This window comes from Allobosea sp. TAF32, assembly GCF_052113585.1.
In the GTDB taxonomy this organism is placed as follows: Bacteria; Pseudomonadota; Alphaproteobacteria; order Rhizobiales; family Beijerinckiaceae; genus Allobosea.
The window spans coordinates 298,992-323,423 of record NZ_JBFRDM010000005.1 but is presented as its reverse complement, the minus strand read 5'-3'; the positions used below and the strand labels follow the sequence as shown (position 1 = coordinate 323,423).

The 24,432-nt window shown below is 67.5% G+C and carries 23 protein-coding genes and 1 riboswitch; of the genes, 15 read left to right on the top strand and 8 right to left on the bottom strand.

Annotated features, from left to right (window positions below):
- Positions 1-54 precede the first annotated feature (54 nt).
- From AB4Z16_RS13275 to AB4Z16_RS13255, 5 genes are all read right to left on the bottom strand, one after another.
- The gene (locus AB4Z16_RS13275) at positions 55-1,038 is read right to left on the bottom strand and encodes a MurR/RpiR family transcriptional regulator (RefSeq protein WP_441511817.1); all 984 of its coding nucleotides are present in this window, start codon (positions 1,036-1,038) and stop codon (positions 55-57) included.
- A gap of 106 nt (positions 1,039-1,144) precedes the next feature.
- Positions 1,145-1,990, bottom strand: a complete 846-nt coding sequence (locus AB4Z16_RS13270; RefSeq protein ID WP_441511816.1) for an ABC transporter permease — start codon at positions 1,988-1,990, stop codon at positions 1,145-1,147.
- Positions 1,991-2,000: 10 nt separating this feature from the next.
- On the bottom strand, positions 2,001-2,942 hold the full coding sequence (locus tag AB4Z16_RS13265; RefSeq protein WP_441511815.1) for an ABC transporter permease: 942 nt from the start codon (positions 2,940-2,942) through the stop codon (positions 2,001-2,003).
- Between the two features lie 95 nt (positions 2,943-3,037).
- Positions 3,038-4,603, bottom strand: coding sequence for an ABC transporter substrate-binding protein (locus AB4Z16_RS13260; protein ID WP_441511814.1), 1,566 nt, complete (start codon positions 4,601-4,603; stop codon positions 3,038-3,040).
- Positions 4,604-4,846: 243 nt separating this feature from the next.
- Complete coding sequence (locus AB4Z16_RS13255) at positions 4,847-5,734, bottom strand: LysR family transcriptional regulator (protein ID WP_441511813.1); 888 nt, start codon at positions 5,732-5,734, stop codon at positions 4,847-4,849.
- Positions 5,735-5,821: 87 nt separating this feature from the next.
- Between AB4Z16_RS13255 and AB4Z16_RS13250 the strand changes: the two genes are divergently transcribed.
- From AB4Z16_RS13250 to pcaDC, 5 genes are all read left to right on the top strand, one after another.
- Positions 5,822-6,262 (top strand): PACE efflux transporter, encoded by a 441-nt coding sequence (locus AB4Z16_RS13250; protein WP_441511812.1) that lies wholly within the window; start codon positions 5,822-5,824, stop codon positions 6,260-6,262.
- A gap of 196 nt (positions 6,263-6,458) precedes the next feature.
- Complete coding sequence (locus tag AB4Z16_RS13245) at positions 6,459-7,169, top strand: CoA transferase subunit A (protein WP_441511811.1); 711 nt, start codon at positions 6,459-6,461, stop codon at positions 7,167-7,169.
- Positions 7,169-7,831, top strand: coding sequence for a 3-oxoacid CoA-transferase subunit B (locus tag AB4Z16_RS13240; protein ID WP_441511810.1), 663 nt, complete (start codon positions 7,169-7,171; stop codon positions 7,829-7,831). Before AB4Z16_RS13245 ends, AB4Z16_RS13240 begins: the two co-directional genes overlap by 1 nt.
- Positions 7,828-8,967 carry a lyase family protein gene (locus AB4Z16_RS13235; RefSeq protein ID WP_441511809.1) on the top strand — a complete coding sequence of 380 codons (1,140 nt, stop codon included), beginning with the start codon at positions 7,828-7,830 and terminating at the stop codon, positions 8,965-8,967. Before AB4Z16_RS13240 ends, AB4Z16_RS13235 begins: the two co-directional genes overlap by 4 nt.
- Positions 8,968-8,977: 10 nt before the next feature.
- Complete coding sequence (gene pcaDC, locus AB4Z16_RS13230; protein WP_441511808.1) at positions 8,978-10,159, top strand: bifunctional 3-oxoadipate enol-lactonase/4-carboxymuconolactone decarboxylase PcaDC; 1,182 nt, start codon at positions 8,978-8,980, stop codon at positions 10,157-10,159.
- Positions 10,160-10,165: 6 nt separating this feature from the next.
- Here pcaDC and AB4Z16_RS13225 read toward each other — a convergent pair whose 3' ends face one another.
- The gene (locus tag AB4Z16_RS13225; protein ID WP_441511807.1) at positions 10,166-11,041 is read right to left on the bottom strand and encodes a helix-turn-helix domain-containing protein; all 876 of its coding nucleotides are present in this window, start codon (positions 11,039-11,041) and stop codon (positions 10,166-10,168) included.
- Positions 11,042-11,169: 128 nt separating this feature from the next.
- On the opposite strand from AB4Z16_RS13225, the gene pobA reads away from it, so the two are divergent.
- The 6 genes from pobA to AB4Z16_RS13195 all read left to right on the top strand — a co-directional run bounded on the left by pobA (position 11,170) and on the right by AB4Z16_RS13195 (position 17,208).
- Complete coding sequence (gene pobA, locus AB4Z16_RS13220) at positions 11,170-12,342, top strand: 4-hydroxybenzoate 3-monooxygenase (RefSeq protein WP_441511806.1); 1,173 nt, start codon at positions 11,170-11,172, stop codon at positions 12,340-12,342.
- Positions 12,343-12,665: 323 nt separating this feature from the next.
- Positions 12,666-13,793: an ABC transporter substrate-binding protein gene (locus tag AB4Z16_RS13215; RefSeq protein WP_441511871.1), complete on the top strand. Its 1,128-nt coding sequence runs from the start codon at positions 12,666-12,668 to the stop codon at positions 13,791-13,793.
- Between the two features lie 84 nt (positions 13,794-13,877).
- Positions 13,878-14,741 (top strand): branched-chain amino acid ABC transporter permease, encoded by an 864-nt coding sequence (locus AB4Z16_RS13210; RefSeq protein ID WP_441511805.1) that lies wholly within the window; start codon positions 13,878-13,880, stop codon positions 14,739-14,741.
- Position 14,742: 1 nt separating this feature from the next.
- Positions 14,743-15,750 (top strand): branched-chain amino acid ABC transporter permease, encoded by a 1,008-nt coding sequence (locus AB4Z16_RS13205; RefSeq protein ID WP_441511804.1) that lies wholly within the window; start codon positions 14,743-14,745, stop codon positions 15,748-15,750.
- The gene (locus tag AB4Z16_RS13200) at positions 15,747-16,511 is read left to right on the top strand and encodes an ABC transporter ATP-binding protein (RefSeq protein WP_441511803.1); all 765 of its coding nucleotides are present in this window, start codon (positions 15,747-15,749) and stop codon (positions 16,509-16,511) included. The genes AB4Z16_RS13205 and AB4Z16_RS13200 overlap by 4 nt, the downstream gene beginning before the upstream one ends.
- Positions 16,492-17,208, top strand: coding sequence for an ABC transporter ATP-binding protein (locus AB4Z16_RS13195; RefSeq protein ID WP_441511802.1), 717 nt, complete (start codon positions 16,492-16,494; stop codon positions 17,206-17,208). The genes AB4Z16_RS13200 and AB4Z16_RS13195 overlap by 20 nt, the downstream gene beginning before the upstream one ends.
- Before the next feature lie 140 nt (positions 17,209-17,348).
- On the opposite strand, the gene AB4Z16_RS13190 is transcribed toward AB4Z16_RS13195, so the two are convergent.
- Together AB4Z16_RS13190 and ggt are read right to left on the bottom strand one after the other, a co-directional pair.
- Positions 17,349-18,314, bottom strand: a complete 966-nt coding sequence (locus tag AB4Z16_RS13190) for a 2-hydroxyacid dehydrogenase (RefSeq protein ID WP_441511801.1) — start codon at positions 18,312-18,314, stop codon at positions 17,349-17,351.
- A gap of 19 nt (positions 18,315-18,333) precedes the next feature.
- Positions 18,334-20,010, bottom strand: coding sequence for a gamma-glutamyltransferase (ggt, locus tag AB4Z16_RS13185; protein ID WP_441511800.1), 1,677 nt, complete (start codon positions 20,008-20,010; stop codon positions 18,334-18,336).
- Between the two features lie 139 nt (positions 20,011-20,149).
- A riboswitch (TPP riboswitch) is annotated at positions 20,150-20,277 on the top strand.
- 89 nt (positions 20,278-20,366) lie between these two features.
- Here ggt and AB4Z16_RS13180 point away from each other — a divergent pair.
- Genes AB4Z16_RS13180 through AB4Z16_RS13165 form a run of 4 tightly spaced genes read left to right on the top strand, consistent with a single transcriptional unit; the run spans position 20,367 to position 24,430 of the window.
- A complete protein-coding gene (locus tag AB4Z16_RS13180; protein ID WP_441511799.1) occupies positions 20,367-21,443 on the top strand; it encodes a LuxE/PaaK family acyltransferase in 1,077 nt (358 codons plus the stop codon).
- Positions 21,444-21,448: 5 nt separating this feature from the next.
- On the top strand, positions 21,449-22,897 hold the full coding sequence (locus tag AB4Z16_RS13175) for an acyl-CoA reductase (protein WP_441511798.1): 1,449 nt from the start codon (positions 21,449-21,451) through the stop codon (positions 22,895-22,897).
- A 7-nt stretch (positions 22,898-22,904) separates the two neighbouring features.
- Entirely contained in the window at positions 22,905-23,684 is a 780-nt protein-coding gene (locus AB4Z16_RS13170; RefSeq protein ID WP_441511797.1) for an ABC transporter ATP-binding protein, read from the top strand.
- Positions 23,681-24,430 (top strand): ABC transporter permease, encoded by a 750-nt coding sequence (locus tag AB4Z16_RS13165; RefSeq protein WP_441511796.1) that lies wholly within the window; start codon positions 23,681-23,683, stop codon positions 24,428-24,430. The genes AB4Z16_RS13170 and AB4Z16_RS13165 overlap by 4 nt, the downstream gene beginning before the upstream one ends.
- Positions 24,431-24,432 lie beyond the last annotated feature (2 nt).

Here is a 24,432-nt window from a genome sequence, read left to right as displayed (position 1 = left end):
GGCCTGAGCATTTCCGCGCTTCGAAGAAACGCGGAAATGCTCTAGCGGGCCGCGTCAGCCCGTTTCGGACGACCCCGGATCGGAATCCAGCATCTGGCGCCAGCCGGCATGCAGGACGGACGGATCTTCGCGGTCGACCCCGTAGGTATTCAGGACGTGATGGAGATCGTTCATGCGGGCGATCAGTTCCGGGCCCTGACGCAGCCCGACCATGATCATCAGGATCTCGATCGCGATGAGCTGGACGACATAGGCGTCCGTTCCGACCAGCATGGTCGCATCGCGCGGCACATCCATCGGCAGGACGATGTGGCCGAGTTCGGCGAGCGGCGTGCGCGCCTGCGTCAAGGCGATGATCGTCGCCCCGCGCGCCCGGCCGACTTCGACGGCGCGCAGCAGCGCCGGCATGCGGCCGACGAAGGAGATCGCGACGAGCGCGTCGGCCGAGGTCAGGGTCGCGGCAGCGACGAGCTGGAAATGGGCGTCGGAGAAGGCGTTCGCCGTCAACCCGAGGCGGAAGAGGCGCGCCTGCAGGTCCTGCGCCAGGAAATGCGAGGTCGCGCCGGTGCCGAGACAGTCGATCCGGCGCGCACGCTTGATCGCCGCCGCGGCCCGGTCGAGCTCGGCCGGGTCGAGCCGGCGCTGCCAGTCGGCGATCACCGTCGTCATGCTGCCGGTGACATTGCGCACCACGTCGGCCGCGGTCTCGCCGACATGCACGGAGCGATGCAGGAAGGGCGCGCCCAGCGCCAGCGCCCCGGCGAGCTTCAGCTTCAGGTCCTTGAGGCCCTCGCAGCCGATCGCCCGGGCGAAACGCACGATTGTCGGCGCACTGACTCCGGCGCGCGCGGCGATATCCTCGACATTGGCCTTCACCGCCCAATCGGGATCGTCGAGGAAGAGCATCCCGACCCGCCGTTGGCTTTCGGACATCTGGCCGAGGCCGGCGCGGATCGCGCTGAGGATGTCGGAGGCACCGACCGTCTCCTCAAACCCTGCGGCTCTCGCCATCGCCATGGGATCGGACTCGCCGGTCATGTCCGGTGAGCTCCGCCGAAACCGGCCTTGCGGATACCTGTCGTTCCGATCCTCACCCGCCGCGCGAGATCGCCGCAGGCCGAAGGGAAGAGCGGAACCCCGGACATCACAAGGCCTTTCTGAGGCGCGGATCGAGCATGTCGCGCAACCCGTCGCCGAGAACTTGCAACGACAATGCCACGAAGACGATGGCGAGGCCCGGGAAAGCGACGATCCAGAAGGCATCGTCGGCATATTGCTGGCCGGAGGCGATCATGGTGCCCCAGGTCGGTGTCTCCGGCGGCACGCCGGCGCCGAGGAAGGACAGCCCGGCTTCCGCCAGCACCGCATAGGCGAAGATGAAGGTCGCCTGGACCAGCACGGGCGAAGCGATGTTCGGCAGGAGATGCACCGCCAGGATACGCGGCGTCGAGACGCCGATCGAGCGGGCCGCCTCGACGAAGGGCAGCTCGCGCACGACCAAGGTCGACGCCCGGATCACGCGCACGACGCGCGGCGTATAGACGATCGACAGCGCCAGGATGACATTGCCGGCCGAGGCCCCGAGCACCGCGACGAGGAAGATCGCCAGCAGGATGTCAGGCAGCGCCATCAGCGCATCGACGAGGCGCATGATCGGCGCATCCAGCCGCTTGAAATAGCCGGCGATCAGGCCGAACGCGGTGCCGACCGTGACCGAGATCGCCACCACGGCGAAGCCGATGCCCAGTGAGGCCCGCGCGCCCCAGACGATGCGCGAGAAGATGTCGCGGCCGAGCTCGTCGGTGCCGAACCAGTTGACCTCGCTCGGCGGGCGCAGGCGCCGCGCCACCCGCATCGCGCCGGGATCATAGGGAGAGATCCAGGGCGCGAGCACCGCAAGGACGAAGGCCACCGCGAGCACGAAGGCAGCGACGAGCACGAGCTTGCGCCGGAACAGGCTGCGGAGGAAAGCCAGGACGGGAGAGTTCATCGTCGCTCCCTCAGTAGCGGACACGCGGATCGACGAGCGTGTAGATCAGGTCGATCAGGAGGTTGATCAGGACATAGATCGCGGCGACCGCCAGCAGCGCCCCCTGGATCACCGGATAGTCACGCCGCAGCACGGCGGAGACGACGAGATTGCCGATGCCCGGCAGCCCGAACACCGTCTCGGTCACGATCGCGCCGCCGATCAGCAGTGCCAGCGTCAGGCCGAGCACGGTGATGACCGGGACGAGCACGTTGCGGAAGGCGTGCCCGAGCAGGACGCGGCGCTCGGACAGCCCCTTCGCCCGCGCCGTGCGCAGGAAATCGGCGTCGAGAATGTCGAGCATGCTGGCGCGGGTGAAGCGCGTGATCAGCGCGGAATTGACGACGCCGAGCACCGCCGACGGCAGCAAGAGGTGCTGGAGCCGCTCAGTGAAGCTGGCCCCGGGCGAGCCATAGCCGGCGACCGGAAACCAGCCGAGCTTGACCGCGAAGAGTTGGATGAAGATCAGGCCGAGCCAGAAGCTCGGGATGTTCGCGGCCAGCATCGCAAGCCCGCTCACAGTCTGGTCGACCGGGCGTCCGCGCCAGACCGCCGAGGCGATGCCGGCGGGGATGCCGATCGCCGCAGCGATGGCGAGCGAGAACATCGCCAGAAAGAAGGTCGGCTCTGCGCGCTCCAGCAGCGCCTGCGTCACCGGCCGCTGCAGGAAGATCGACTGGCCGAGATTGCCGCTCGCGACCTCCTTCAGCCAGAGGAAGAATTGCAGCAGCAGCGGCTTGTCGAGGCCATAGGCGGTCCGCAGCCGCGCGATGTCCTCGGCCGTGGCCTGCTCGCCCAGCATCAGCGCCGCCGGATCGCCCGGCGCCAGCCGCGTCAGGAAGAAGACCAGCGCGGCGACGATGAAGAGCACGAGCAGCAGGCCGGCGAAGCGGCGTCCGATATGCGCGAGCATCCAATACGCTCCGTTGGCGAAATCGGCGTGTCTGAAAATGGCCCCGGCGCGGGCTCTGCCGCGCCGGGGCCGACTAGGGCCGGTAGCTCCAGCGGCTACTTGGTCAGGCCGACATTCCAGAAGGACGGCCACGGCATCGCGGCGTAGTCGGTCATCTTGGCCGAGGCGCCGGAGAGCGCGCCGAAATTGCCGGCGCGGATATAGGGCACCTCGTCATAAACAACCTGCTGGACCTTGCCCCAGAGCGCGCCACGCTTGGCCGGGTCCGGCTCGGCGTTGAAGGCGGTGAGCGCGGCTTCCTTGGCCGGGCTCGACCACCAGCCCGGCGCGCCTTCGCCGAGCTGCGGCGGGGAGAGCATCGGCTCGGGCAGGAAGGCCGAATGGGTGATGTAGATGTCCCACAGCGCGGGATCACCGCGGCGCTGGATCAGCGTCGCCCAGTCGACGACGTCGAGCTGAACCTTGAAGCCGGCCGCCTTCAGCTGCTCGGCCATGACAAGCGCCATGCGGTGATGGAAGTCGTACTGCTTCGAGTTGAGGATGCGGATCGGCGTCCCATCATACTTGGCCTCGGCCAGCAGCTTCTTGGCGCCGGCCGCATCGCCCTTGCTGTACTTGTCTTTGCCTGCCTCGGAGAAGAAGGGCGAACCCTTCGGGAAGTGCTCGGCAGCGGTCGCGAAGAACTTCGGCTCGCCGAAACCGGCCATCAGCACCTCTTCGAGGTCGAGCGCCATCTGGAAGGCCTGGCGGACCTTCAGATCGGCCATCGGGCCCTGCTTGGTGTTGGTCGGAAAATAGGGGAAGCCGAAGGGCATGGTCAGCACGGCGCGCGCCGCGCTCGCCCCGGACAGCTTCTTGAAGCTCTCGACCGCGAGCTGGTCGGAGAACTGGTACTGGCCGGCGATGACGCCCTCGAGCCGGGTATTGGCGTTCGGCACCGGGATGAAGCGGAGTTCGTCGATCTTGGCCTCGCGCTTGCCGGCATAGCCGGAAGCCGGCTCGCTGCGCGAAGCATAGCCCTCGTGCTTCACCAGCACGACGAACTGGTCGGGCTTGCGCTCGCGGAACTTGTAGGGGCCTGTGCCGACGAACTCGGTCAGCGGATTGGCGATCGTCTCCTTCGCCATGATCGCGGCGAAGCCAGACGGCAGCGCCAGATGTGCCAGCAGCGCCGGCTCGACCTTGTTCAGCACGATCTCGACCGTGGTCGGCCCCTTCGCGGTCAGGCTGGCGAGGCTCTTCGCCAAGCCCTTGCCGCGCGGCGTCATGTCGAACCAGCGCTTCAGCGATGCCACCACGTCCTCGGCGTCGAGGTCGCGGCCATTATGCAGCTTCACGCCCTTGCGCAGCTCGATCGGGTAGGTCTTGCCATCGGCGGATACGGCCGGCAGCGCGGCGGCCAGCATCGGCTGCGTCGCCCAGTTGGCGTCGAAGGTGAACAGCGGCTCGTAGACATGCTGCATGATCGTGCCGACGAGATCGGCGGTCGACGCCATCGGATCGAGCGACTGCGGCTCACCGACCATGGCGAGGTTCGCGCTCGAAGCGGCCTGGGCCCAGGCCACAGCCGGAGCCAGCATGGTCGAGCCCGCAAGACCGGCGGCAAGGCCGCCCAGGCCACGGCGCGTCAAACCGGCGCGAGAGAAGGAATCGTTGTGCATCGTCACTCCCCGGATGAAACCGCCCTCGGCGGCATTATGAAATTTTATTACTGATAACGATATTCGACACTGCCTCGCGTGGCAAGATGGTGCATCGATCGCTCTCGACAAACTCCGACGCTATCGGACTTTGTAGACCAAACTCATCCGCGCACGCCGCCGTAGATATGTAATTTAATTCCCGAAACCTGTCGCATTCGACCCTTACCGCGCTTCGAAGCGAAAGCACGAGCGCTGATGCGATCAGGCCGCACCGATGCGGGCAGCGGCGAAGCGCTCGCGCAGCCAGCTCGCAGCCGGCCCGCAGGGACGCTGCTTGTGCCAGACCATTTCCAGCGCGACGGGCAGGTCGAAATTGTCGAACTGGAGATCGGGCATGGCGAGATCGGCGGCGACCGGCGAATGCTCGATCACGGAGCTGGAAACGAAGGCCCAGCCGATGCCCTGCCTCACCAGCTGCAGGATGACCCAGTGGCTCTCGACCCACCAGACCTCCGCCGCGACGCGCAGGCGCTGCTTCTCCGGCCCGTCGCCGCGCGCCGCGACAAGAATTTGCCGGTGCCGCTTGAGATCCTCCCAGTCGACGCGGGTGCCGGCCAGCGGATGCTCCTTGCCGCAGACGAGCTTGATCGGCACCCAGCCGACCGTCTGGAAGCCGAGCTCGGCCGGCAGCACCTCCTGCCGCCACATCACCCCGATATCGGCCTGCCCGGCCAGGACGAGCTGGCTGACATCCTCCATCAGCGGGAAAAGCAGCTCCAGCTCGACATGCGGGAACTGCCGGGCGAAATCCGCGAAGAGCGCACCCAGCAGATGTTCCGGATAGAGCTCGTCGATCGCGACCACCAGCCGGTTCTCGACATGCGCCTCAAAGCCGCTGGCGACGCCGAGCAGATGCTCCCGCCGGTCAAGGATCACCCTCGCCTCGCGCAGCAGCCTCTCGCCGGCCGCCGTCAGCACGGGGTTGCGGCCGGCACGGCTGAACAGCACGATGCCGAGATCCTCCTCCAGATTGGCCACCTGCGTACTGATTGCCGACTGCGCCTTGCGCAGGACCCGGCCCGCCGCCGAGAAAGAGCCGTGCTCGGCCGCCGCGACAAAGGCTTCCAACTGCTCGAAGGAGACGCTCATCTATCTGTAATCCAGATAATACCCAACTTGAGACGCTCAAATTTGGCGATAGAAGACCGGGCGTCAACGAGAACAACGGGTTTTTGAATGTCGATGCGCTCCTTTCCCGACAGGGTTCGCCACACGCTCTTGTTCGAGGTGATCGGACTGGCGCTCGTGATTCCCGGCGGCGCCCAGCTCTTCGGGCTGCCCGCGACGCATATGGGCGTGATCGGCGTCGGCTCGGCCACCGTCGCGACGTTCTGGAACTTCTTCTTCAACCTCGGCTTCGATCACGCCATGCACCGGCTGGTCGGGCACACGCAGAAGAACATCCCGGCGCGCGTCCTGCATGCGCTGCTCTTCGAGGGCGGCCTTCTCCTGCTGCTGCTGCCGCCGATCGCCTGGTATCTCGGCATCGGCCTGTGGGAGACCTTCCTGATGGATCTCGCGATCGTGATTTTCTACGTGGTCTACGCCTTCCTGTTCAATCTGGCCTATGACCGGGTATTTCCGATCCCGGGATCTCAGCGGTTGGCCGCCGCCTGAAGCCGGTAGCAGATGGAACACGTCGACATTGCGCGAAGGCCGTGCCAGTTGCGTCACGGCCATAGACATTCTCCCACGTTCGTATTCTGATCGCGCCGGAAACTTTGGACCGGTCTAACTGTGGCGCCGCCGGCACCGAGGCAGCCGGAACACCGGAGCGAACGCTGAGGCCACAAGCCTCGCCCAGGGAGGACAGATGACGCGCAAGATTTACGACAGCCCCGCCGCGGCGCTGGAGGGGCTGCTTTTCGATGGCATGACGATCATGTCCGGCGGCTTCGGCCTGTCGGGCAACCCGGAAAGCCTGATTCCGCAGATCCGCGATTCCGGCGTGAAGAACCTGACGGTGATCTCGAACAATGCCGGCGCCGACGGCTTCGGCCTGTGGATGCTGCTGCAGACCCGGCAGATCAAGAAGATGATCGCGTCCTATGTCGGCGAGAACAAGCTGTTCGAGCAGCAATATCTCGCCGGTGAGCTCGAACTGGAGCTCAACCCGCAGGGCACGCTGGCCGAGCGCATCCGCGCCGGCGGCGCCGGCATCCCGGCCTTCTACACCAAGACCGGCGTCGGCACCGTCGTCGCCGAAGGCAAGCCGATCGAGGAATTCGAAGGGCACCTTTATGTCCGCGAGACCTGGCTCCGGGCCGACCTCGCCATCGTCAAGGCCTGGAAGGCCGACACCGCCGGCAACCTCGTCTATCGGAAGACGGCGCGGAACTTCAATCCGAACATGGCGACGGCCGGCAAGGTGACGGTGGCCGAGGTCGAGGAGATCGTGCCGGTCGGCTCGCTCGATCCCGAGGCGATCCACACGCCGGGCATCTATGTCGACCGCATCATCAAGAGCACGATCAACGAGAAGCGCATCGAGAAGCTGACCGAGCGCAAGAGGGAGGCGGCATAATGGCCTGGACCCGCGAAGAGGTCGCCGCCCGCGCGGCCAAGGAGCTGAAGGACGGTTTCTACGTCAATCTCGGCATCGGCATTCCCACATTGGTGGCGAACTACATCCCCGAGGGTGTGGACGTCACGCTGCAATCCGAGAACGGCCTGCTCGGCATCGGCCCCTTCCCCTATGAGGGCGAGGCCGATCCCGACCTGATCAATGCCGGCAAGCAGACGATCACGACCCTGCCGAGCTCCAGCTTCTTCTCCTCGGCCGATAGCTTCGCGATGATTCGCGGCGGCCATATCGACCTGACCATCCTCGGCGCGATGGAAGTGTCTGCGAATGGCGACATCGCCAATTGGACCATCCCCGGCAAGATGGTGAAGGGCATGGGCGGCGCGATGGATCTCGTCGCCGGCGTCAAGAAGGTCATCGTGGTGATGGATCACGCCAACAAGGCCGGCGAATCCAAGGTGCTGGAGCGCTGCTCGCTGCCGCTGACCGGCGCCGGCGTGGTCGACCTCATCATCACCGACCTCTGCGTCCTGAGCTGCGACAAGGAGAATGGCGGTGGCCTCACCTTGATCGAGCTCGCCCCCGGCGTCACCCTCGACGAGGTCAAGGCCAAGACGGCGGCGCCGTTCACTGTGGCGCCGAGCCTCGCCAAGGCCGCGTGAGCGGGTTCCTCCGCTCAAGGCCGGCGACCACCGAAGCCATGCTGGCCGTGTTCTCGGACGCGGCCACGCTTCGGCACGCGCTCGCCTTCGAAGCCGAACTCGCCCGTGCCGAGGCGGCGGAAGGGCTGATCGGCACCGATGCAGCGGGCGCGATCGCCGCGCTTTGCGCGGAGATCGCGATCGACCCTGCCGCGCTTGCCGAGGAGGCAGCGCTGGCCGGCACGCTGGCGATCCCGCTGGTGGCACGGCTTCGCGCCGCCTTGACCGGCGAGGCCGCCAAGACCCTCCACAAGGGCGCCACCAGCCAGGATGTCGCCGATACCGTACTGGCCTGCCAGATCCACGCCGCCAGCAATCTGCTCGGCGGCGATCTCACGCGTATCGCGACGGCGCTCGCCGCACTCGCACGACGCCATGCCGAGACCCCGGCGATTGGCCGCACGCTGTTGCAGGACGCGCTGCCGATCGGCTTCGGTCTGCGCATCGCACATTGGCAGGCCGGCATCGTGGAAGCCGCCGCCCGCCTGAACCGCGAGGTCGAAACCGGCGCAACGCTGCAATTTGGCGGCGCCGCCGGCTCGCGCGCCGGTCTCGGCGGCAAGAGCGCGGCCGTCTCCGCCCGCCTCGCTGCCGCCCTCGGCCTGCCTGACTCTCCGCCCTGGCATGCACGCCGCGGCGGCATCGCCGGTATCGCCACGGCCCTAGCCATCGCCATCGGGGCCCTCGGCAAATTGGCGCGCGACGTTTCGCTCCTCGCCCAGAACGGCATTGGCGAGGCCCGCGAGCCGGCGATCCCAGGCCGTGGCGGTTCCTCCGCCATGGCCCACAAACGCAACCCCACCGGCTGTCAGGTCGCACTCTCCGCCGCCTTGCGCGCTCCTGGCCTCGTTGCCGGCATCCTCGCCGGTCTCCCGGCCGAGCAGGAGCGCGGTCTCGGCGGCTGGCAGGCCGAGGGTCCCGCCCTGGCAGAGCTTTTTCTGCTCGCGGCCGGCGCGGCCGGCGCCATGGCGATGGTCGCGGAAGGGCTTGAGGTCGACGAAGCCGCCATCGCCCGTAATCTCGCGGCCGCCGGCCTCGGAACCGATATCGGCGAGAGTGCGGCACTCGTCGCCGCGTTGCTCGCGCAGAACGACTAAGGGACGAACGATGCCTTTCGCAGCAAGCGGCGACGCCCGCATCTATTGGAAGCTCGAAGGCACGGACGACAAGCCGGCCCTCGTCCTGCTGAACTCGATCGGCACCGATCTCGGCCTCTGGGACGCGGCTATGCCCGCTCTCCTCCCCTCCTTCCGTGTCCTGCGGCTCGACACCCGCGGCCATGGCGCCACCGACGCGCCGAGCGGCGACTACACGCTCGCCCAGCTGGCCGGAGATGTTGCCGCGGTGATGGACGCAGCCGGCGTGGAGCGTGCGGCAGTCGCGGGCGTCTCGCTCGGTGGCATGATCGCGATGGAGCTCGCGCTCACCCGGCCGGAGCGGGTTGCGGCGCTGGCACTGATCTGCACTTCGGCCACCATGGACAAGGCGGCATGGCAGGATCGCGTCGAGAAGGTCCGCGCCGGCGGCACAGTGGCGATAGCCGATCTCGCCATGCAGCGCTTCCTCTCGCCGGCTTTCGCCACAGGCCAGCCGGCAGTCGCTGAGAGCGTCCGGCGCGGTCTCATCGCCATGAACAGCGGAGGCTATGCCGGCGCAGGCGCCGCCATCCGCGACATGGACCTGATCGGCCGGCTCGCCAGTCTCTCCTGCCCGACACTCGTCGTCGTCGGCGATCGCGACGCCTCCACCCCCTTCGCCGGCCATGGCGAGAATCTCGTCGCCGCGATCCCGGGCGCGACCCTCGAACGGCTCGACTGCGGCCATCTCGCCCCGCTCGAGGCGCCCGCTGCCCTGGCCGGAGCGCTGCGTGGCTTCCTGTCGCCCGGCCCCGATGCGGCCGGCGCTGCAGAAACCCTGTTCGAAGCTGGCCTGAAGAACCGCCGCCGCGTCCTCGGCGACGCGTGGGTCGATCGATCGCTCGCCAATCGCACGCCCTTCAATGCCGAGTTCCAGGCGATGATCACCCGCATCGCGTGGCAGGAAATCTGGAGCCGCCCCGGCCTCGACGACCGGACGCGGCGCCTGCTCGTCCTCGCCATCACCGCGAGCCTCGGCCGCTGGGAGGAATTCCGCTTGCATGTCCGCGCAGGGCTGACCCGCGGCGGCTTCACCGCCGACGATCTCAAGGAGGTACTGATGCAGACGGCGATCTATGCCGGCGTGCCCGCGGGCAACACTGCCTTTGCCGAGGCTGCCGCGGTGATGAAGGAAATCGAGGCCGCGGGCTGACCGGCGTCAGGGCGTCGCCCGATAGTCCGAGGGCGACAAGCCCGCGCGCTTGGCGAAGAAGCGCGAGAAATAAGCCGGGTCGGAAAATCCCAGCCGGAACGAGATCTGCGAGATCGTCATCGCGGTGTAGACGAGATCGCGCCGCGCCTCGATCATCAGCCGGTCCTGGATGACGCGCGCCGCCGAATGGCCAAGCAGTTCCCGGCAGCTGCGTGACAGATGCGGCACCGAGGCACCGAGCGCGCGGGCGTAGTCCGTGAGCGCGTCATGATGCTGGAAGCGCGTCTCGACCCGCTCGACGAAGCGGCGCACCAGCTCGGCCCGTGCATCCCGCGCCGGCTCGGCAACCGCGCGCGCCCCCCGCATCGCCCGCACGAACCAGGACGCGATCAGGTCGGCATAGGCGCCGAGCGAGAATTCCCGCATCGGCAGGTTCGCCGCGAACTCGCTCATCGCCAGCCGCATCGTGGCATCGAGTGCGGCGAACTGCGCGCTCCCGACCGGCGCATGCAGCACCGCCGCGGCCCCCAACAGGGCATGCGCCTCCGGTTCGTTGCCGAACAGGCGCTTCAACGATGTCGCGGCCGCGCTGGCAACAAAACCGTTGGTATCGTCGAGGAAGGCAAACTCATGGATCGTCGACGGCGGCAAAAGCAGCACCGATCCCGGCGTCAGCTGGTGCTCGCGACCGTCGACCCGCGTCCGGCCGCCGCCCTCCGTGACGAGGAAGAACTGGAAGAGATCGTGATGCAGATGCGGCTGGATCGTCCAGCCATGCAGCGAGCTGCGTGCCACGATCGGTTCGATATGCAGCGCGTCGGGGAAGCGATCCGTCAGGCGCTCGCCATAGAGCCAATAGGCGGGGACGCTCCTGCCGGGCATGCTTTCCTCAGGATCGATTTGTCCAAGACAATGCGCGAATCCTCCATTCCGTCAATCGCCTTGCGTAGGTTATCCTTGGACCACGGATCGAACGGTGCAAATCGACGCTCCGTGGGAGGTCAAAAAGAATGCGAACGCAGGTCGCCATCATCGGCGCCGGACCTGCCGGCTTGCTGCTCGGGCAGCTTCTGTCGCGTGCCGGCATCGACAACGTCATCCTCGAACGGCGCAGCGCCGATTATGTGCTGTCGCGCATCCGCGCCGGCGTGCTCGAGCAGGGCATGGTCGATCTCCTGCACGAGGCGGGCGTCGGCGAGCGGCTCGATCGCGAAGGTCTCGTCCATGACGGTTTCGCGCTGGCCTTCCGCGGCACGCTCCACCGCATCGACCTGAAGGGGCTCAGCGGCGGCAAGACGGTCACCGTCTACGGCCAGACCGAGGTGACACACGATCTCATCGACGCCCGCCAGCGGCTCGGGGGGACGACGTTCTACGAAGCCGAAGATGTCGCGCTGCACGATTTCGGCGGAGCCTCGCCGCGCGTGACCTTCCAGGCGAACGGCGAGGCCAAGGAGCTGCATTGCGACTACATCGCCGGCTGCGATGGCTATCACGGCATCTCCCGCGCCTCCGTCCCTGTGGATGCGCTACAGATTTTCGAGCGCGTCTACCCGTTCGGCTGGCTCGGCCTGCTGGTGGACCGTCCGCCGGCAGCGCACGAGCTGGTCTATGCCAATCACGAGCGCGGCTTCGCGCTGTGCTCGATGCGTTCGGCCGAGCGCAGCCGCTACTACGTCCAGGTTCCGCTGGAGGAGCGGGTCGCGAACTGGTCGGACGATGCCTTCTTCGACGAGTTGCGCCGGCGTCTCCCCACAGGGATCGCCGATGCCGTCGTGACCGGTCCCTCGCTGGAAAAGAGCATCGCGCCGCTACGCAGCTTCGTCGCCGAGCCCATGCGCTTCGGCCGGCTCTTTCTCGCCGGAGACGCCGCCCATATCGTGCCGCCGACCGGCGCCAAGGGGCTCAATCTGGCGGCGAGCGATGTGCGCTATCTCTTCGACGCCCTGCGCGAGCACTATCGCGATCATTCGGATGCCGGCCTCGACGCCTATTCGGCCCGCGCGCTTGCCCGCGTCTGGAAGGCGGAACGCTTCTCCTGGTGGATGACCAATCTGCTGCACCGCTTTCCCGAAAAGGACGGCTTCGACCGACGCATTCAGGAGGCCGAGTTCGATTACCTCACGCATTCGCGGGCGGCGGGCGTCACCATCGCGGAGAACTATGTCGGCCTGCCCTATTAGGGCCGGGTTCGCCCAGCACCTCAGCAGGATCATCTTCATTTTTAGCCCCGGAAGGACGAATTCATCTCCAGCCAGCCTCAGTTCGAGGGTTTTGAGTTCCGGACGGCGATGGGCATTGCCCTCGCGCGAAAAATTGCGTTGGTGACAACAAGAGTCGGGCGCCGCAGCGCAGCGATCCGGCCAGGAACGAACGGCAAGAGTTGTCGCACCGCGCGAAAAGGCGGCCGCGGCAGAGGAAAGATCGGGAGGTAGGGACAATGCAGAAGACATCCTTCGGCCGGCTGCTGCGTGCCGGCGCCCTGGCGCTTGCAGGCACTCTGGGCATGGCCGGCGCAGCCAGCGCCGACACCATCAAGATCGGCATCATCGGGCCGTTCTCCGGCCCCTTCGCCTTGCAGGGCAAGAACTTCCAGGCCGGCGCCGAGGCCTGGCTGGCGCAGAACGGCAAGACCGTCGCCGGCCACGACATCGAGCTGGTCTATCGCGACCTGCCGACCGCCAATCCGCAGCAGGCTCGTGCCCTGGCGCAAGAATTGATCGTCCGCGACAAGGTGCAGTATCTCGGCGGCGTCTACTTCACCCCCGACGCCATGGCGATCACGCCGCTGCTGAAGCAGGGCAACGTGCCGCTCGTGATCTTCAACGCCGCGACTTCGGCGATCATGACCTCCTCGCCGCTGGTGGTCCGCACCTCCTTCACCACCGCACAGACCGCGACGCCGATCGGCAAGGCCGCAGTCGACCGCCGCATCAAGAAATTCGTCTCGGTCGTCAGCGATTACGGCCCCGGCGTCGATGCTGAAGGCGCCTTCAAGAAGGCGATCGAAGCGGCTGGTGGCGAAGTCGCCGAATCGATCCGCATGCCGCTCAACACCACCGAGTTCAGCCCGATCATGCAGCGCATCCGCGATGCCGGCGCGCAAGGCGTCTTCGCCTTCCTGCCCTCGGGCCCGCCGACGCTCGGCTTCGTCAAGGCCTTCAGCGATACCGGCCTGAAGCAGGCGGGCGTCAAGCTCTTCGCCACCGGCGACCTGACGCAGGAGTCCGATCTGCCGGCGCTCGGCGAGGCGGCGGCGGGGATGGTGACCTCCTTCCACTATGCCGTCTCGCACGACTCCGAGATCAACAAGCGCTTCGTCGCCGCCGCCGACAAGGCGATCGGCGCGCCGGATCTGCTCTCCTTCCCCGCCGTCGGAGCCTATGACGGCCTGTTCGTGATCTCGAAGATGATCGCGGCCACGGGCGGCAAGCAGGATGCGGAAAAGGCGGTCGAGGCGGTCAAGGGCCTCGCCTGGGAGAGCCCGCGCGGCCCGGTCAAGATCGATCCCGAGACCCGGCACATCACGCAGACGATCTATCTGCGCGAGGTCGCCAAGGATGCGCAGGGCCGCTGGATCAACCGGGAGATCGCCAGCTTCCCGGACCAGAAGGACCCCGGCCTCGCCAAGTGAGCGCGGCCGGCAACCAGCACTAAGATTCGCGAGGGTGCGCCAGGCACCCTCGCTCTCCACTGTCCGGTTCGACGAGGCCCGCAGATGCAGACCGCGCTGAGCATCGCCATGGACGCTTTCGCCTATGGCATGGCGCTGTTCATCATCTGCATCGGCCTGTCGCTGACGATGGGACTGATGCGGGTGGTCAATCTCGCGCATGGCGCCTTCGCCATGATCGGCGGCTACATCGCCTCCTATGCGGCGCGCGATCTCGGCCTCGGCTACGGCTTCGCCATCATCCTCGCCATGGTCGGCACGGTGCTGCTCGCGATCCCGCTGGAGCGCCTGCTCTATCGCCGCATCTACGACCGCAGCGAGCTCTCGCAGGTGCTCATGACGATCGGCATCACCTTCTGCGTCATCGGCATCACCAACTACTTCTTCGGCCCGACGCTGAAGACGATCCCGCTGCCGGCCGAGCTCGCCCGGCCGATCGATCTCGGCTTCCGCAGCATCGCCGGCCACCGGATCTTCGTCATCGTCAGCGGCCTCGTCGTCGCCGGAGGTCTGTGGCTCCTGATCGAGCGCACCGGCTTCGGCATCCATCTGCGCGCCGCCGTCGAGAACGCTCCGATGGCGCGCGCGCTCGGCGTGCGCACTGAGATCATCTATGCAGCGAGCTTCGCGCTCGCGATCGGTCTCGCCGCCTTCGGCGGCGTGGTCGGCGCCGAATTCCTGCCGATCGAACCCTATTACGCCTTGCGCTATATGGTGACGTTCCTGGTCGTGGTCTCCGTAGGCGGCGCAGGCTCGATCCCAGGGGCGCTTGCCGCTTGCCTGCTGCTCGGCGCCATCGATGTCACCGGGCGCTATCTCATGCCGGAATTCGGCAATTTCTTCTTCTATCTCGCAGTGATCCTGGTGGTCTGTGCCTTTCCGCGCGGCCTGATGGGGCGGGCGCAGTAAGATGACTGACGCCACGCTCCGGCATCCCGGCACGCATCGTCTCCGCACGCTCGGCCGCGATCTCCTTGGCCTCGCCGTCATCGCGCTGGTCGGCCTCGCCGGTTATGTGCTCTTCCCTGACAACCTCGCCTTCCTGACCCGCGTCATCTCGGTTGCGCTGCTCGTGCTCTCGCTCGACCTGATCGTCGGCTATTGCGGCATCGCCTCGCTCGGCCAGGGTGCGCTCTACGGTGCCGGCGCCTATGCCGCCGGTATCGCCTGCGTGCATGGCGTGACCGAGCCCTTCCTGCTCATCCTGATCGGCGCCGCAGCAGGCGCCGTCATGGGGCTGCTCATGGGCGCGGTGATGCTGCGCGCCCATGGCCTGCCGCAGCTCGTCCTCTCGATCGCCATCGTCCAGCTCCTGCACGAGGCCGCCAACAAGGCCTCCTCGCTGACAGGCGGTAGCGACGGCCTCTCCGGCATGGTCCCCGCCCCGCTCTTCGGCATCTTCGAATTCGACCTCTGGGGCCGCAGCGCCTATCTCTTCGGCCTCGCTTTGCTCGTCATCGTCTTCGCAGCGCTGCGCCTCATCACGCGCTCGCCCTTCGGCATGGTCTGCCGTGGCCTCAAGGAAGACCCGCTGCGCATCAGCGCGCTCGGCATCTACGCCTTCCCGGTGCTGCTCAAGATGTTCGTGATCTCCGGCGCGGTCGCCGGCATGGGCGGCGCGCTCGCGGCCATCGCGACGCAAGTCGTCGGGCTCGACAGCGTGAGTTTCGAGATCTCGGCCAACGCGCTCGTCATGCTGGTGCTGGGCGGTATCGGCAACCTCTACGGGGCGCTGATCGGCACCGTGATCTTCATGGCGCTCGAGCATATCGTCGCCGCGATCAACCCCTTCCACTGGATGACGCTGGTCGGCGCCGTGCTGATCGCCATCGTGCTCTTCGCCCCGCGCGGGCTTTCCGGGACGCTGGACGAAATCGCACGCTTGCTGACGCGCAACCGCTGGGGGGCCGGCCGATGAGCGCCGTGTTCGAGGTCTCGCATCTCACGAAGGAGTTCGGCGGGCTCAAGGTCAGCCGCGACATCTCGCTGGCAATGACCGAGGGCGAGCGCCTCGCCCTGATCGGCCCGAACGGCGCCGGCAAGACCACCTTCGTCAACCTCGTCACCGGCCGCATCCCGCCGAGCGCAGGCAGCGTCCGCCTCGCCGGCGAGGACATCACGGGCCTGGGCGCCGTGAAACGCGTGCGACGCGGTCTCGTCCGCACCTTCCAGGTCACCCGCCTCTTCCCGGACATGACGCCGGAAGAGCATGTCGTCATGACCATCCTGCAGCGGCAGGGTCGCGCGACGCGCATCTTCGCCCATTTCCACGGAGCTTCCGAAGCACGCGACGAAGCCGACGAGATCCTCGCCATGCTCGGGCTTGCCGAGGTCGCGCGCCGCAAGGTCGCCACCATTGCCTATGGCCAGCAACGCCTGCTGGAAATCGCGATCGCGCTGGCGCAGCGCCCGAAGGTGCTGCTGCTCGACGAGCCCGCGGCCGGCGTGCCCTCCGCCGATACCCCGCGCATCGAGGAGGCGCTGGCCCGCCTGCCCGCCTCCCTCGCGGTTCTGATGATCGAACACGACATGGACCTCGTCTTCCGCTTCGCCAAGCGGGTGGTCGTGCTCGCTGCCGGCGAACTCATCTTCCAGGGCCTGCCGGCCGATGTCGCCAGGGACCCCAAGGTCCGTGAAGCTTATCTCGGGAACTACGCGCATGCCGGCAGCCACGCTTGACGTCCGCGGCCTGAGCGCCGGCTACGGCCAGACCCATGTGCTGGAGGATGTCTCGTTCTCTGTGCCGGCGGGCGGGCGCCTCTCCATCCTCGGCCGCAACGGCATGGGCAAGACCACGCTGATGGCGAGCCTGATGGGGCTGACACGACGCTATTCCGGCGGCATCAGCGTTGGCGGCACGGACATCACCGCACTCGGCACCGCCGCCCGCGCCCATAGCGGCATCGGCCTCGTCCCCCAGACACGCGAGGTATTCAAGGGCCTGACCGTGGAGGAAAACCTCTTCGCCGGGCTGAAGGGCCGCCCGCGGAGCGCGATCGAGGAAGCCTATGCGCTCTTTCCCCGCCTGCAGGAACGCCGCCGCAACCTGGGCTCGCAGCTTTCGGGCGGCGAGCAGCAGATGCTGGCGACAGCCCGCACCATCCTCGGCGAGCCCTCGGTACTCCTGCTCGACGAACCGCTGGAGGGCCTGGCCCCAGTCATCTGCGACATGCTGATGGAAGCCTTCACCCGCCTCGCCGCGAGCAGCGCGATGACGATCCTCTTCGTCGAGCAGCGCCTGGAAAGCGCGCTCGCTTTCGCCGAGGACGTCATCATCCTCGAACGCGGGCGCATCGTCTGGTCGGGCAAGCCCGACGCGCTGCGGAGCGATGCCGCCGTGCTCGAACGCTATGTCGGCGTCGGCGGGCTGCATTGAGCTTCACCGCACCCAAACCGGGCCGTCACGCTCGGGCTTGACCCGAGCATCTCGGAAACCAGCGCCTTCTCGTCACGAGATCCTCGGGTCTGCGCTTCGCCCGAGAATGACGGATACCCAAGCCGGCAGACAGCGCCGACTCACACCACCAGATCGAGCGGCGGCACCGGCTCGCCACGCGACACATGCTGCATGTTGGTGAACATCCGCTTCACCACCGGGGCGAAATTGTCGGACGCCATGGCGGCGAGATGCGGCGTGGTCACGAGATTGTCGAGGGTGAGCAATTCGCTCTCGGCCGGCAGCGGCTCGATCTCGTAGACATCCATTGCCGCGCCAGCGATCTCCTTCGCCCTGAGCGCCGTGACGAGATCGGCCTCGTTGACGACGCCGCCACGCGCGACATTGATCAGCACCGCCGTCTTCTTCATCGCCTTCAAGGCCGCCAGATCGATCAGGTCCTTGGTTTCGGGCGTCAGCGGGCAATGCAGCGAGACGACGTCCGCCTGCGCCAGAATTTCGGCCATCGAAGCATGCTTCACGCCCAGCGCTGCTTCTTCGGCAGCGTCGAGCGGCGTGCGTTTGCTGTAGAGGATGGTGCAGCCGAAGCCCTTCAGCAGCTTCGCGACATTCTTGCCGATCGCCCCGAAGCCGACGATGCCGACCGTCTTGCCCGAAAGCGTATAGGTATCCGACGGCAATTGACCCGTGCGCCAATGGCCCTTCTTAAGCTCAGCATTGCCGTAGGCGATGAGGCGCAGGGTCGACAGCATCAACCCGATCGCGAATTCGGAAACGGCCACGGCGTTGGAGCCGGTCGTGCGCGCGACCTGGATGCCGAGTTCCTTGGCTGCGGCGATGTCGATGTTGTCGTAGCCGACGCCCCATTTGTGCAGCAGCTTCAGCTTTTTCGCCGCCCGCAGCACATCGGCGGAGACGCCGACCTGCCCGGAGATCGCGTAGTCGGCCTCGGCGATGATCTCCTTCATGTGCTCGTCGCCGCGCGCGGTCCCATGCGTCAGCACAAAGCCATCAGGCAGCAGCGCACGCAGCCGGTCGGCCCGCTCGGGGCTGGTCATATCGAGGAGAACGATCGTCTCGGGCATGGAAAGGTCCGGAAATAGGTCAGATGGTGAAGCGTGCGCCGGCACGGGCAAGCCCGCCGGAGATGGCGACCGGCGTGCCATCGGCGCGCCAGCAGGCGGCGCCCGTCAGCGTGCCATCCGGGTTGAAGGCGATGGCATTCATCCCGCCGGCGACGCGCGGCGAACGCAGGATCCTGTGGCCGCGGGCCGCGAGCGCCTGCGCGACCGCTTCGGGGATGGCTTCCTCGAGCTCGAGCACGCCACCCTCGGTCCAGACGCGCGGCGCCTCGACCGCCTCCTGCAGCGTCATCCGGTGGTCGATCAGGTTGACGATCGCCTGCAGCGCCGAGGGGAAGATGCGCAATGCACCCGGCAATCCCAGCGCGAAGGCAAGCTTGCCCTCCTTCAGCGCCATCATCGGCGCCATCGAGGTGAAGACCCGCTTGCCCGGCGCGATCGAGAGCGCGCGGCCGGGATGCGGATCGAAGTTGAACATGTAGTTGTTGGCGATCATCCCGGTGCCCGGAATCTGCACGCAGGCGCCGAACAGCCCGTTGATCGTCTGAGTCGCGCTGACGACATTGCCTTGCGCATCCGCGACAGTGACATGGGTGGTGTCGGCGGATTCACCGCCCGAAAGCCCGGCCGTCCAGCTCTTCGCCCGGCCCATCTCGATCAGGGCGCGCCGCTCGGCCGCATAGCCCTTGTCGATCAGCCTGTTGACCGGCACCTTGACGAAGGCGGGATCAGCCGTCGCCACCGCCCGGTCGGCGAAGGCGATCTTCAGCGCCTCGGCCAACAGATGCACCGCATCCGCCGAGCCGAAGCCGAGCGAGCCGATATCGTAGCCTTCGAGGATGTTGAGCATCTGCGCGATATGCACGCCCGAGGACGAGGGCGGCGGCGGGCCGATGATCTCATAGCCGCGATAGGAGCCGCGGATCGGCTCGCGCAACTCGATGCGGTAATTCGCGAGATCGGCCTGATCGATCAGCCCGCCATGGGCCGCCATGTAGTCGGTCAGCGCCCGCCCGAGCCGCCCACCATAGAGCGCATCCGGCCCCTCCACCGCAATCAGCTTCAGGCTGGCGGCATAGTCCGACTGAACCAGCCGCATGCCGGGCTGGAGTGGCTGGCCGACCGGCAGCAGGAGCGCGGCGAGGCCCGGATCGCGGGCGAGATCGGCGGCGTTGTCGGTGATGCAGTTCGAAAGATAGGGCGTGACCACGAAGCCGCGCTCCGCCAGACCGATCGCCGGCTGCAGCACCTCGGCCAGCGGCAGCGTGCCGAAGCGCGCCAGGGCCTCGCACCAGCCCTTGAGCGCGCCCGGCACCGCAACGGCCTTGGCGCCGACCACGTTCTCGCGGTCGCGGGTGTCGCGCTGCCTGCCGATCTCGTCGGACAGGCAGTCATACATGTCCGGAGTCGCATGGCCCGGCGCGGTCGAGAGATTATCGATCACAACATGGCGGCCGTCCGCGAGGCGGATATGGCTCAGGCCACCGCCGAGAATACCGACCATCATCGGCTCGGCCACCGTCAGAGCGAACAGCGACGCCACCGCCGCATCGATCGCATTGCCGCCGGCGAGCAGCATCTGCGCGCCCGCCGCCGAGGCGAGCGGATGATTGGTGACGACCATCCCGCGCGAGCCGGTGGCCGGCTTCTTCTCGCAGGTGAAGGAGGCGATGCGGGGCGGCGGCGCGGAAAGGTTCATGGCCGGCACAGAAACGGTTTTGAAGGCCGGCGTCGAGCCTCTTCTTCGGCATGCGCGCCATGTCAGGATTTCGAGTCGGCCCCAACCTGGCCTTGCGCCGGCAACGCTTGACAAGCCATGGCCCGAAGCCCCACCTAAACGCTGTTCCCAGGGGGGCCTCGCTAGGAGGCTGAGATTCCGCCGGCTGGCTCTTGAGACCGGCAACGCGGTGACCCTCCGAACCTGATCCGGATCATACCGGCGTAGGGATGCGGGACATGCGGCCATCCAAGGCCCTGACTCCAGCTTGCGCCCGTGATCCTTTTGCGATCGACGCTCCCGGCTTGGCCGCGAGCGTCCGAACGGAGTGGGCCGCAGTGACGCAAGCCGAGATCATCGAGGCGCTGCTGGCGTTCATCGCGCTTCCCGACGCGTCGGAAGCCGAGTTCGAGGCCATGGCGCTGAAGGTCTTCGCCTATCAGTTCCGCAACAACGAGCCCTACAAGCGCTTCTGCTTGCAGCGCGGCCGCACGCCGCTCTCGGTGAAGCGCTGGCGCGACATCCCGGCCGTGCCGATCACCGCCTTCAAGGACCTGACGCTGAGCTGCAGCCCCCCGGAAGCGGCCGAGTACGTCTTCATGACGAGCGGCACTACCCAGGGCGTGCGCGGCCGCAGCTACCACCCGACGCTCGCCGTCTGGAAGCGCTCGATGCTGGTCAATTTCCGAGAGCGTTTCATGCGCGGCCGCGAGCGCATCCGCATGGGCATCCTCTTCCCCGACGAGACGGAGCTGCCCAATTCCTCGCTCGCGCATTATCTCGGGCTCGCCCGGCGCGAATGCGGCACGCACGATTCCCAGGTCTTCATTGGCGCCGCCGGTCTCGATCTGAATCGTTTGCTGCCGGCGCTCGCGCAGGCCGAGACCAGCGGCGAGCCCTATGCCCTGCTCGGCGCGAGCTATTCCTTCGTGCCACTGATGGATGAGCTCGCGGCACGCGGCCTGCGGTTTGCTCTGCCGGAAGGCAGCCTCATCCTCGACACCGGCGGCTTCAAGGGCCAGTCGCGCGAACTTACGCCGGACGAATTCTATGACGGGCTCGCCGCCGCCTTCGGCGTGCCGCGCTCATCCTGCATCAACATGTACGGCATGACCGAGCTGAGCTCGCAGCTCTACGACGACGGCAATGCGGTCTGCCCGTCGGTGAAATCCGGCCCGCACTGGATCCGCAGCCGCGTCGTCGATCCGCTGAGCGGAGCGGATTTGCCGGAGGGCGAGCGCGGCGTGATCGTCCATCACGACCTCGCCCATTTCAACTGCGTCGCGGCGATCCTGACCGAGGATGCCGGCGAGATCGTTCCGGGCGGGTTCAAGCTGCTCGGCCGTGTCGATGGCGAGGCCTCGAAGGGCTGCTCCGTCGCCGTGGCCGAATTCCTCGCCGCGGCGCGGGGCTGACGGACGTGATCGAGCATGCGGGCCATCTGCCGGGCCTGAGCCGCGAGGCACTGCGCTGGCGCGAGGTCGGCCACAGCGCCTGGGGCGAGAGCGTCTCGGTCGCGCTGCCGGAACTCGACGAGGCTCAGGCCGCGACGCTCTGCGAGCATGTGCGCAGCAATGCCCGCGCCCGGCTGAAGCGGATGGACACGGCGCGCATCGTCGCGGCGATCGACGCCGCCGTCGCGCGCCTGCTCGACCGGCAGCACCCCTTACGGCGCAAGGCCGAGCACCTGCTACCGATCGTCACCGGCTATGACCGCGAGACGGTCCGTCTCGGCCTGACCAGCTATCTCAAGACCTTCCGGCGCCCGCAGCTCCTGCGCTTCCTGGCCGAGGATTTCGCCAATCCCGCCATGCTCGACGGCTTCCAGCCGACGGCCAAGGGCGGTTACCTGCGCGCCCATGGCCCAGAGCTCCTGCTGCATGTCTGGGCCGGCAACGTCCCGGCGCTCTCGCTCTGGAGCCTGATCTGCGGATTGCTGGTCAAGGCCGGCAGCGTCGGCAAGCTCGCTTCGGCCGAGCCGCTGACGGCCGGTTGGTTCGCGGGCCTCCTCGCCGAAATCGACCCGGAACTCGGCGAATGCCTCGCCATCGTCTGGTGGAAGGGCGGCGAAGCGGCTGCCGAACCGGCGTTCCTGCGCGCGGCCGACACCGTCATGGCCTATGGCGGCAACGACACGCTCGCGGCACTGCGAGCGAAACTGCCGATCACGACCCGCTTCCTGCCGCATGGCCACAAGATCGGCTTCGGCGTGATCGCGCGCGAAGCGCTCGACAGCCGCAAGGCTCCGGCCCTGGCCCGGCTCGCCGCCCATGACGTCGCCCGCTACGAGCAGCAGGGCTGCTATTCGCCGCAAATGCTCTTCGTCGAGCGCGGTGGACGCGTCAGCCCCGCCGAATTCGCGCGCTACGTCGCGCAGGAACTCGCCGCCCTCGCCTCCCGCCACCCCCGCCGCGCGCTTTCGCAAGGCGAAGCCTCTTCCATCGCCGCATGGCGCGGCGCACAGGAGATGCGCGCGCTGGAAGGCACTGCGGAACTCCTCGGCGAGCCCAGCGATGGCTGGAGCGTGGTTCATGTCGATGCGCCGGAAGCCCTGAACCCGACCGGCCTGAACCGCACGCTCAAGCTGGTCTCGGTCGAAAGCCTCGATGACGTCCCCGCCCTCGTCGCGCCCTATCGCAGCTTCCTGCAAACGGCGGGCGCCGCCGCAGCCCCCGAGAGGCTGTTCCGGCTCGCGGAGCAATTGGGCGAAGTCGGCATCAGCCGCATCGCCCCGCTGGGCCGGATGACCGCACCGGAAGCCGGCTGGCATCATGACGGGCGCTTCAGCCTGCTCGACCTCGCCACCTTCACCGAGATCGAGCAATCGACGGAAGCGGCGGCAGAGGGGTTCGCGCCCTATGTCGACTGACCCTGCCATGTCCGATTTCGTCACAATCAAACAGGTCCGCTATCGTTATGGCGCGGCAGGTTCCGCGGTCGTCGACGGCGTCGACTGGGCGATCCCGCGCGGCAAGATCCATTGCCTGCTGGGTCGCAGCGGCTGCGGCAAGACCACGCTGCTGAAGCTCGCGGCCGGCCTGCTCATGCCGAGCGAAGGCGCCATCCGCATCGGCGGCGAGGCGCTGCATGGCCCGAGCGCCCGCGCCGGTTTCGTCTTCCAGGCCCCGACGCTGCTCGACTGGCTGAGCGCCCTCGACAACGTGCTGCTGCCGATTTCGCTGAAGCGCCGGCCGACGGGAGCCGACCGTGACGCGGCACTCGATTTGCTTGCCCGCATCGGTCTCGTGGATTTCGCCGCGCGCCGGCCCTCCGAACTCTCGGGCGGCCAGCAGAGCCGCGTCGCTGTCGCCCGTGCGCTGGTCGACAATCCCGATCTGCTGCTGCTCGACGAACCCTTCGCCGCTCTCGACGCACTGACGCGCGAGGAATTGCAGGATGACCTGCTGCGGCTCTGCGCACTCAACGGCACCACCGCGCTCTTCGTCACCCATGACATCGGCGAGGCCGTCTATCTCGGCGACAAGGTCGCGGTGATGGCCGCAGGCAGCCTGACCCATGCGCGCCGCATCGAGTTGCCCCGCCCGCGCCACCGCGACATGCGCTACGCTCCCGGATTCGCCGCCGCCTGCCATGAGCTGCGCGACGCCATGGATGGCGAGGCGACGGCCGCAACGAGCCGGAGGCCAGCTGCATGACCGCGCGCCTGCCCTCCCTCCTGCTGCTGCTCGCCCTGCTCGCGGGCTGGGAGATCTGGTGCCGGCTCGGCGGCTTGTCGGCGCTCGTCCTCCCGCCGCCCTCCGCCGTGCTCGCGACGCTGTGGAGCGAGATCGTCACCGGCCGCCTCTGGCCGCATCTTGCCGTCACGGCGGCGGAGATGGCGCTGGGCCTTGGCATCGGCGCCGTCGTCGGGCTCGGTGTGGGCATCCTCCTGGCGGAAGTGCCGGCGCTCAGCCGCCTGCTGCGCCCCTATGTGCTGGCGAGCCAGCTCGTGCCCAAGCTCGCGCTCGGGCCCCTCTTCATCATCTGGTTCGGCTTCGGCATGACGCCGACGATCGTCATCACCGCGCTGATCTGCTTCTTCCCGCTAATGGAGAACACGCTGACCGGCGTGAGCGAGGTCGATCCGGCCAAGCGCGAACTCTTCCGCATGCTCCGCGCGAGCCGCCTCCAGACCCTGCTGCGCCTCAAGCTGCCCGCTGCCCTTCCCGTCATCATGGCGGGCCTGCGCGTCGCTGTCGTGCTCGCGCTTGTCGGCGCCGTGGTCGGCGAGTTCATCGGGGGGCGCACCGGCTTGGGCGCCTCGATCATCGCCGCGCAGAGCGTGATGGATTCGAGCCTGATCTTCGCGCTCTTCATCGTCATCACCGCGCTGGGCATGCTGCTCTACGAGGCCGTGCGCCTCATCGAGCGCCGCGTCCTGCACCGCTTCTCGAAAGGCTAGAT